At 68.3% G+C, this 2,800-nt stretch carries 2 protein-coding genes; one reads left to right on the forward strand and one right to left on the reverse strand.

The window, feature by feature from the left end:
- Window positions 1-441: 441 nt before the first annotated feature.
- Complete coding sequence (locus LLG88_14955; GenBank protein MCE5248205.1) at window positions 442-1,962, forward strand: undecaprenyl/decaprenyl-phosphate alpha-N-acetylglucosaminyl 1-phosphate transferase; 1,521 nt, start codon at window positions 442-444, stop codon at window positions 1,960-1,962.
- A 42-nt stretch (window positions 1,963-2,004) separates the two neighbouring features.
- Here LLG88_14955 and LLG88_14960 read toward each other — a convergent pair.
- Window positions 2,005-2,800: glycosyltransferase family 4 protein (locus tag LLG88_14960; GenBank protein ID MCE5248206.1), on the reverse strand; the 796-nt coding region annotated here is incomplete at its 5' end.

Consider the following 2,800-nt stretch of genomic DNA (forward strand, 5'->3'; position numbering starts at 1 on the left):
CCTCGCGCGCCGCGGCGGACTGCCGCAACGCGTCGCTGATCCGTGCCCATCCGCCGGAGCAGGACGGCCTCGCCCCTTGCAACATATCATATGATCGCTTTGCTCTTGAAGGCCGCCGAAGCCGACCACCAGAGTCGCGACGAGGCAAGGTGCCAGTGGGACGGGTTTTCCGCGTCATCGCCGTCTGCGTCCGGTTCACGATGACCCGCCGGCGGCGCAATTCCTCCCTAATGCGATGACGCTCGCGAGGTAAGCCGAACACAAGTCGCAAACCGTGAAGATGCGGCATGCCTTGGCCAGAACCTCGGCGAATCGGCACGCGGCACGTCTTTCGATCGGGGCTTGAAACGAGTAGTCTTGGGGCCGTTGCCTACGCGGGACGGTTTGGGCGTCGCGCGCTTCCGGGGGGAAGAATCAACTATGGGGGGACTTGCAGGCGGCATGAAGACCTACGCGTTCGTCCTCGTCGCGGCGGCGATCCTCTCGCTGCTTCTGACCCCGGCCGTGATCCGCTGGGCGACCCGCCGCGGCTACGTGGACAAGCCGGGCATGCGCAAGGTCCACAAGCGCGCCGTGCCGCGCGTCGGCGGCATCGCGATCATCCTGCCGACGCTCGCGCTCCTTTTCGTCGTCCTCCGCATCAACAACATGGTCGGCGACGCCTACCGGGCCATGGGCGCGCAGATCATCGCCGTCATCCTCGGCTCCACGGCGATCTTCGCCATGGGTCTCTGGGACGACATCCGCGGCCTCCGCGCCTGGACGAAGTTCGCGGTGCAGATCGGCGCGGCGGCGTTCGTCTACGCCATGGGCGTCCACATCCAGGTGATCTACCTCGGCGCCTTCGGCAAGCTCGACTTGGGCTGGATGTCGGCGCCGATCACCGTGCTTTGGATCGTCGGCATCACGAACGCCGTGAACCTGATCGACGGCCTCGACGGCCTCGCCGCGGGGATCGGCGCCATCACCTGCGCGATGCTCGCCGTCCTCGCGATCACGGCCCACCAGCCGGTGCTCGCCGTCCTCGGCCTGGCGCTCTTCGGCAGCCTCGTCGGCTTCCTCTTCTTCAACTTCAACCCGGCCCGGATCTTCCTCGGCGACTGCGGCAGCCAGTTCCTCGGCTTCACCATCGCCTGCTTCGGCGCCCTCGCCTCGCACAAGTCGTCCACGCTGGTCGCGCTGGCGCTCCCCGTGCTGACGCTCGGCGTTCCGCTCTTCGACACGACCTGCACGATCATCCGCCGCGTCGCCGGGGGGCGTTCGCCCTTCTCTCCCGACCGCGGCCACATCCACCACATGCTCCTCAAGAAGGGGCTCAACCAGCGCAACGCCGTGCTGGCGCTCTACGGCATAACGCTCCTCGCCGCCCTCGCCGGCATCGGCGTCATGGCCACGCGCAACGCCGAGTCGGTCATCTGGCTGGCCCTCTTCGCCGTCGGCGCAACGCTTCTGGCCTTCTTCCGCTGGAGCGGCGTCATCGAAATCCGCAAGGGGCTGGCGCACTTCGGCCACTCGATCATGGCCGCTTCACGCGCCCGCCAGGACCGCGACATTCTCGGCGCGCTCGAATCCGAGCTCGGAGCGTTCGGGAGGAACACCGAAGTCGCTTGGGCCGCGCTCGTCCGCGCCGCCGAAGAACTTGGTTTTGCCTCCGTCGCGCTCTGCGCCGACGGTTCGACCGACAGGCCGCTGCGCAGTTGGTCTTCGCCTGAGTCCGACGCAGGAATCGGCCCCCGCCTGACGCTGCCGCTGTCCGATGTCGATTCGACGCTGCGCTACACCGTCGTCCTCACCCAGCCCGCCACCGCAGATTGGGACGTCGCGCTCCGCCGCTTGGGCACCTTGGCCAACGTCCTTGGCCGCTGCCTCGCCGCGTCGGCCGCGCGGCCGGAGGGAGGTCCGCTGCTGCACGTCGTCCCGCAGCCCGCGGCCGCGCCCGCGCAACGCGAAGACGTTGTCTGACGGCGCGCCCAAGAAGAGCGCATAGGCGCGCAAATAGGTACGTCACGCTCGGGGACTGGCCGGCGCCCGCCCCGACGCCACTCTCTCCAAAATCTCAAGATAGCGCGCCGCCAAGACGCCGCGGTCGCAGTTCGCGCGAACCCACCGCTCGCCGCTCTCGCCGAGCGTCCGCCGCAGACTGTCGTCCGCCTTGAGCCGCAGCACGGCGGCGACCAACTCGTTTTCGTCGTCCGGCGTCATCACAAGTCCGGCGCCGGCGCGCTCCACGAACTCCCGCGCGAACCCGCCAACCCCGAGGATGATCGGCTTCGCCATCCCCGCCGCCTCGAAGATCTTCGAAGGCATCACCGACGCGAAGAGGTCCGTCTTGCGCAGGTGAACGAGGCACGCGTCCGAGCTCGCAACGAACGCCGGGATCTCCGCCCGCGGAACTCGGCCGGTGAGGATAACTCTCCCCTCGAGACCGCGCCGCCGCACCTCCGCTTCGAGGTTCTCCCGCTCCGCGCCGCTCCCGACCAGCAGAAAGACGACGTCGTCCACGCCGCGCGCCCGCAGCAGTTCGGCGGCACGCAGCGTCACGTCCAAGCCGCACGCCATTCCGATCGTCCCGGCGTAGGTGACGACGAACTTCCCCGCGAGCCCGTAGCGCTTCAGCAACTCGGCGTCCGCCGCGCGCGGGACGAAATCCTCGTCCACGCCGTTCATGACGACCGAGATCTTCTCCTCCGGCACACCCCGCTCGAGCAAACGCTGCTTGTAGCCGTCGCCGACCGTGACGATGTGGTCGGCGTCTCGATACATCGTCCGCTCCATCCACTCCAAGATTCGGAAGAGCCCG

It is taken from the genome of bacterium (assembly GCA_021372775.1).
Taxonomy (GTDB): Bacteria; Acidobacteriota; Polarisedimenticolia; order J045; family J045; genus JAJFTU01.